Origin of the sequence: Poseidonibacter sp., assembly GCF_041821165.1 — a bacterium.
GTDB lineage: Bacteria > Campylobacterota > Campylobacteria > Campylobacterales > Arcobacteraceae > Poseidonibacter.
In genome coordinates, this window is record NZ_JBGUES010000289.1 from 1 (window position 1) to 523 (window position 523).

Sequence of the window (523 nt, forward strand, 5' to 3'; positions counted from 1 at the left end):
CTATTTTTACAGGTGTAGAAAATGATGTAGTAGATGGAAATGATGGTAATGATACATTAAACTATTCTAATCACGACAACATAGACAATGACTTAGGTATAAATGCTGATCTAAGTGGAACAGTTGAGAAAAAGTATGCATCAAATAATACAGATACTATTTCAAATATTGAAAATGTAATAGGAACTCAAGACAACGATACAATCGTAGGAAATGCTCAAGTTAATACACTTATTGGTGAAGCTGGAAATGACACATTAAGAGGATTAGCAGGTAGTGATACTCTTGAAGGTGGAGCAGGTAATGACACTCTTGAAGGGGGAACTGATGCAGATATCATAAAAGGTGGAATAGGAAACGATACTGCTAGTTATGAAAATGCAAGTGCAGGTGTAAGTGTTGATTTAGATGATGGAAATGGAAAAGGTGTTTCTTCAGGTGCTGATGGAAATGATACTTTATATGAAATAGAAAATGTAAGAGGGTCTGAGTATGTAGATACAATTACAGGCGATAACAATAG

The 523-nt window shown here is 34.4% G+C and carries 1 protein-coding gene; it reads left to right on the plus strand.

The window, feature by feature from the left end; genetic code table 11:
* Positions 1–523: calcium-binding protein (locus ACERKK_RS13215; RefSeq protein WP_373773538.1), on the plus strand; the 523-nt coding region annotated here is incomplete at both ends.